This window comes from Litchfieldia stipae (assembly GCF_014837155.1).
In the GTDB taxonomy this organism is placed as follows: Bacteria; Bacillota; Bacilli; order Bacillales; family Bacillaceae_L; genus Litchfieldia.
This window is the reverse complement of sequence record NZ_JACYHA010000044.1, coordinates 1-6,078: the sequence shown is the minus strand read 5'-3', so window position 1 is coordinate 6,078 and position 6,078 is coordinate 1. Positions and strand designations below refer to the sequence as shown.

Annotated in this window: 4 protein-coding genes; 3 read left to right on the top strand and 1 reads right to left on the bottom strand. The window is 41.9% G+C overall.

Going from position 1 to position 6,078, the window contains the following annotated elements; translation table 11 throughout:
• Positions 1-349: 349 nt before the first annotated feature.
• A complete protein-coding gene (locus F7888_RS22125) occupies positions 350-862 on the top strand; it encodes a YwhD family protein (RefSeq protein ID WP_191783543.1) in 513 nt (170 codons plus the stop codon).
• Positions 863-1,209: 347 nt separating this feature from the next.
• Here F7888_RS22125 and F7888_RS22120 read toward each other — a convergent pair whose 3' ends face one another.
• Complete coding sequence (locus tag F7888_RS22120) at positions 1,210-3,276, bottom strand: transglycosylase domain-containing protein (RefSeq protein ID WP_191783541.1); 2,067 nt, start codon at positions 3,274-3,276, stop codon at positions 1,210-1,212.
• Positions 3,277-3,569: 293 nt separating this feature from the next.
• On the opposite strand from F7888_RS22120, the gene speE reads away from it, so the two are divergent.
• Together speE and speB are read left to right on the top strand one after the other, a co-directional pair.
• Entirely contained in the window at positions 3,570-4,403 is an 834-nt protein-coding gene (gene speE, locus F7888_RS22115; protein WP_412096027.1) for a spermidine synthase, read from the top strand.
• A 306-nt stretch (positions 4,404-4,709) separates the two neighbouring features.
• Positions 4,710-5,585, top strand: a complete 876-nt coding sequence (speB, locus tag F7888_RS22110; protein WP_191783537.1) for an agmatinase — start codon at positions 4,710-4,712, stop codon at positions 5,583-5,585.
• The last annotated feature ends 493 nt before the right edge of the window (positions 5,586-6,078 follow it).

The window sequence follows — 6,078 nt, the reverse complement described above, 5'->3', positions numbered from 1 at the left end:
CGAAGAAGTGCCCCGATCGTGGTGGATTGTTGTGTATGGGGTAACTAGAGGAGCGAAGAAGTGCCCCGATCGTGGTGGATTGTTGTGTATGGGGTAACTAGAGGAGCGAAGTAGTGTCCCGATCAGGGTGGATTGTTGTGTATGGGGTAACTAGAGGAGCGAAGTAATGTCCCGATCAGGGTATGTTGCAGTGTATGATGTAACTAGAATCGCGAAGAAGTGCCCTGATTCAAGTGGAAAACAGGAGAAGAGGTAACTAGAAGCGAGCAATAGTGCCTCGATAAATCATATTAACAAAAAACCCACGATAACAGGCTTATGAGGATAAGCAATAAGTGAGGAGGAATACATTATGGAGAAAAAGAAGAAGAGTATTGGATTTAACATTATCAAAAGTGATCCTACAGATGGTCATAAAGGGTATGGGGTAGGTGCGTTGAGTTTAGATAATGTATCTCCAGTGTTTATTGATATAGAGGAAGAGGATGTATTTGTTGATATTGGCGCAATGCATGCTAGAAGTGTGGTTGAAAAGGGAATCAAGTTCTTGAAGACAAAAGAAGAGGTTCCAAATGGCAAGCCATATTGGTTAGTCTGGGTAACGATTGATCGCCAGGAGGAAGGTCCATATTATGCAGGTGTGACTGCCTGTGAAATGACTGTTGATCGCTCGATTCGTCGAGGCTATAAGTCATTGCCTGAGCATGTGAATAAAATGGATAAATCCCTAAAACGAAAAATCATGGTCGATTTCATGGATGATAAATCAAAAGGCTTACTGGCAGCCTATTTAGAGAATCATGACAAAGGCATGTGGGAACGCTCATCTGATGAGTTAAAAGAAGGTTTGAAGGTCACATGATTGTGTAAATGTGACGATTTTGTGAACGAAATTGGTAGCGCTTGTGGTTTCTTGCTAAAATAAGTAAACTTAATTTACAATGTTAATGCATTGATACTAGGACACGAAAACCCCGGGCCAACACTCCCGGGGTTTTCATTATATTCTAGGGTTGCTTCAACAGCGTTTTTGTAAAAATGTATTCGTATATATCACTGCTTATAAAGCCGCAGACTGAATACAATCCGTGTCGCTGCGCCCCTGTGGGGTCTCACTCTGGCCACGCATCCCATGGGGAGTCTCCGTGTATTCAGTCTGCTAGGGATTTGTCCTTTCAAAAGTCTGAAGGATTTAAGCTACATGTTCAATTAAAACCAATCAAAAATCCGCTTAAACCAGCCTTTTTTCTCGTCTTCATTTGTTTCCTTTGGTGCTTCTTTCTCAATCATTTCTATTCCCGTACAGGTTTCAGTTGGTTCTGTCCCTTTGACAAAATAGGTGAGCCTGCTTGATTTGGCGCAATCTTTAGTTGCAAGTAACCCACTATCTGTATCTATTCGAACACCAACAACCCCTTCAGGCGCTTTGAATGGAAGAACTGGTAGCCCCTTGTGAGCCTCTTCCATGAACCGAGCCCAAATTTCCTTTGCATACCCTTTTTCAGCCGTTAAATCAATCGTTTTATCGCGATCATAGCCTGTCCAAACCGCTGAGACAAGCTGTGGCGAATACCCAATCATCCAGCTATCTGTCTTCGTTGTTCCGGTTTTTCCAGCATAGTGTCGAGTCAGTTGATCACTAATTGTTCGACCCGTTACCCTTGTATAATCATTTAATTTTTCATCGAAAATCCCTGTCAACAAATGAGTAGTCACAAACGCCGTTTCTGGTTTTAAAACCTGTTGTTTGGAAGGATTGCTTTCATAAATGACTTCCCCCTTGTGATCCAATACCTTCTCAATCATAATTGGCTCCTGCTTCATTCCGCCGTTCGCGATCGTACTATAGGCAGACGCCATATCAATCACCTTGACCGTAGAAGTTCCAAGTGCAAGAGAAGGGACCTTCGCTAGCTTGCTTGTAATGCCAAGAGATTTAGCGGTATCGACTAGCACATCTTCTCCAAGAAAAATATGTGTTTTCACTGCGTAGACATTATCTGAAAGAGCAATGGCCTGAGCAAGTGTAATTTGATCATTTGCATAATAGTTATTGAAATTATGTGGGACATACCTTGCTTTGCCATCATCAAATGTAAAAGCAGTGACCTCACTTCGCATCGAAGTTGAAGGGGTGAACCCTTGTTCCAAAGCAGCGTAATATAAGAACGGCTTAAAGGTTGAACCAGGCTGTCTTTCAGCCTGTGTCACGCGATTAAACGGACTTTCGTTATAATCTCTTCCTCCGACCATGGCTTTTACTTCCCCAGAGTGTTGATCAATTGCCACGAACCCAACTTGAATCTCCGAATCTGGATTTATCGTTTCTTCAATCTGTTGCTCTGCAATGCTTTGAAGCTTTGGATCTAGCGTCGTATACACACGTAGTCCGCTTGTATTAATTGTTTCTTGGTCAAGCTTAAGCTGTCTTTCTAATAGCTTTTTCACCTCATCTTGAAAATAAGGGGCGATCACTTGACGTTCTTTCGCACTGCCAAAGGTATAGTGGAGTTCCTCGGCATAAATCGTCTCAAGCTCTTCTTCTTCCAAATAGTTGTTTGCAACCATAGCTGAAAGGATAAGCTTCTGACGCTTTTTCGCCGCTTCTTCGTTTACCTTCGGCGAATAATGACTCGGACCCTTTGGGATCCCTGCTAAAAGTGTGGCTTCACCTTTCGTCAAGTCCTTTGCATGCTTTCCGAAATAATAATCGGCTGCAGCCTCAATTCCGTAAGCACCGTGTCCATAGTAAATCGTATTTAAATAGCCTTCTAGGATTTCGTCTTTACTATAATTTAACTCTAAGCGAATCGTATAGAGCGCTTCGGTTATTTTACGATGCCAGGTTTTATCGTGGGTAAGAAATAGGTTTCTAGCGTACTGCTGAGAAATCGTACTTGCACCCTGTACCTTCGCACCTGCTTTGATGTCTGCAAGAACAGCTCCGACAATTCGGAAATAGTCAAAACCATGGTGCTTATAGAATTTTCGATCCTCAATCGATAGAGTGGCATCAATCACCGCCGGATTCATTTCATCCAAGTGGACCCAATATCGCTTCTCCCCATAATGTGTTTCACCAATTAAAGTTCCATCCTCAGCATAGATGAGAGTCGACTGTGGTACGGCTAATGGTGGAGCTCCTTTTGACTTCGCATAAATAACAATTCCAGTCACAAAAAGCATGCCTAAAATCAAGAGAATCAGGCTCACAAAGAGAAAGGCACGTAAATATTTGATTGTCGCTTTTATCCGATTGTTTGTGATGATCTCCAACACAATCACCTCTTTTATGGCAATCTCTCAAGGTTAAATCAAGGCTCTCACCTTACATTTAGTGCATTAGAGATGCAAATTTCGATCATAATTTACTCATATATGGTTCAGTATTAAGTGATTTCAGTGATTTTAAACCTCTATCTACCTAAAAAAGAAAATATTTCTTGTAATTTTGCTAGATTCCTCTATACTATGTTCGTTACAATTAGTTTTTTAAGTAGATGTTTTTATTTAGACCATTAGGGAACGATAAACAAATAGATGAACAAATTCTTTGAAAGGAAGCGATAATGATGGAATTATGGTTCACGGAAAAACAAACAAAGAACTTTGGAATTACTGCCAAAATCAATAAAACCTTACATACAGAACAAACCGAATTTCAGAAGCTAGACATGGTGGAAACAGCGGAATTTGGCAATATGCTTATTCTAGATGGCATGGTCATGACTACTCAAAAGGACGAATTTGTGTACCATGAGATGGTCGCTCATGTTCCATTATTCACACATCCAAAACCAGAGAACGTTCTCGTTGTTGGTGGGGGAGATGGTGGCGTCATTCGTGAAGTGCTTAAGCACCCAAGCGTGAAAAAAGCAACTCTTGTTGATATCGATGGCAAGGTGATTGAGTACTCAAAACAATATCTACCTGAAATTGCAGGTAAGCTAGACGATCCTCGAGTGGATGTGAAGGTGGATGATGGCTTCTTACATATTGCCAAAAGTGAGAATGAGTATGATGTCATCATGGTGGATTCAACAGAGCCAGTAGGTCCAGCAGTCAACCTCTTCACCAAAGGCTTCTACGCAGGGATTTCAAAAGCACTTAAGGAAGACGGTATATTTGTCGCTCAAACGGATAACCCATGGTTTACACCAGAGTTAATTACCAATGTACAAAGGGATGTAAAGGAAATCTTCCCAATTACACGCCTATACATTGCAAATATCCCGACATATCCAAGTGGACTTTGGACCTTCACGATCGGTTCAAAGAAGCATGATCCATTAGAAGTTAGTGATGATCGCTTCCATGACATTGAAACAAAATACTACACAAAAGAGCTACACAAAGCAGCATTCGTGCTACCGAAATTCGTAGCAGACTTAGTGAAAGCATAACTCATCATGATTCAAAGAGGTTGACCCATTAAGTGGCTCACACTTGAACTGGGGCAACCTATTTGTGAGGCTTGGTGTTTACTTTAAACGCCGCAGCCTGAATACACTCCGCGTCCTGTGGGGTGAACGGTGAGCCTCCTCGTCGCGCTGCTCCTGTGGGGTCTCACTTTGTTCACGCATCCCACGGGAGTCTCCGTGCATTCAGTCTGCTAGAAGTGTAGGAAAATACATAAGTCTTCCCTTCCTGTATGTGGTATAGGAAAAGACAAAATCACATAAATACATATGTTCAAGGAGGATACAAAAATGAAGTTTGATGAAGCATATTCAGGGAATGTTTTTATAAAAAGCCACCCTACATTTGAGGACAGTGAGGCCGTCATTTACGGCATGCCAATGGATTGGACAGTAAGCTATCGCCCGGGTTCAAGATTCGGTCCTGCCCGTATTCGTGAGGTGTCAATCGGCCTTGAGGAATACAGCCTATACCTAGACCGCGAACTAGAAGACGTGAAATATTATGACGCAGGTGACATTCCATTACCATTCGGAAATCCGCAGAAGAGCATTGATATGATTGAAGAATACGTGGATCAGCTTTTAGAAGCAGGAAAGTTTCCATTAGGAATCGGTGGAGAGCACTTAGTTTCTTGGCCAGTGATTAAAGCAATGTATAAAAAATACCCAGATTTAGCCATTATTCATATGGATGCTCACACAGACCTTCGTGATGATTATGAAGGAGAGCCACTTTCACATTCCACTCCAATCAAAAAGGCATGTGAATTAATTGGACCAACAAATGTCTACTCATTCGGGATTCGTTCAGGAATGAAAGAAGAATTCCAATGGGCAAAAGAAGTCGGCATGCACATTTCACCATTTGAAGTACTTGAGCCACTGAAGGAAGTGCTACCGAAACTAGCTGGTCGCCCAGTGTATGTCACGATTGATATCGATGTTCTAGATCCAGCGCACGCACCAGGTACAGGAACAGTGGATGCAGGTGGAATTACATCAAAGGAATTACTAGCATCGATTCATGCGATTGCAAAATCAGAGATCAACGTTGTTGGTGGTGACTTAGTAGAAGTCGCTCCAATCTACGACAACTCTGAACAAACAGCAAACACAGCAAGCAAGCTCATTCGTGAAATGATCCTTGGCTGGGTTAAAAAATAAAGGCTGTTTTCTCAAAGTTTGTTGTTTTTAGATGTGAACGATTTAAAAGTGAGATTTCTAGCAGACTGAATACACGGAGACTCCCGTGGGAGTAGTAAGCAAAGTGAGACCCCGCAGGAGCGCAAGCGACGAGGAAGCCCACAGGACGCGGAGTGTATTCAGGCTGCGACTTTATAAGCAACAATTGATACGAATACAGTCAAAATAAATGAAGGAGGTCGCACTTTTGAGAGGTGCGGCTTTTTTAAATGCTGTTGATGGAAGTAAGTAAAGAGCACTTGTGCCCATGAAATACTCTATTGCTGAATTCGTGTGTACTTTTGTCGGAATAACGTTCTAGTTCGTCGGATTCTGATCTATTTTGGTTGAATAAAAAGATAAATTGCATCCATCAAGAGCGTTTCGTTGAATTCCGCCGGACTTTCGTCGGAATATCACTCTAGTTCGTCGGATTCTGATCTATTTTGGTTGAATAAAAAGATAAATTGCATCC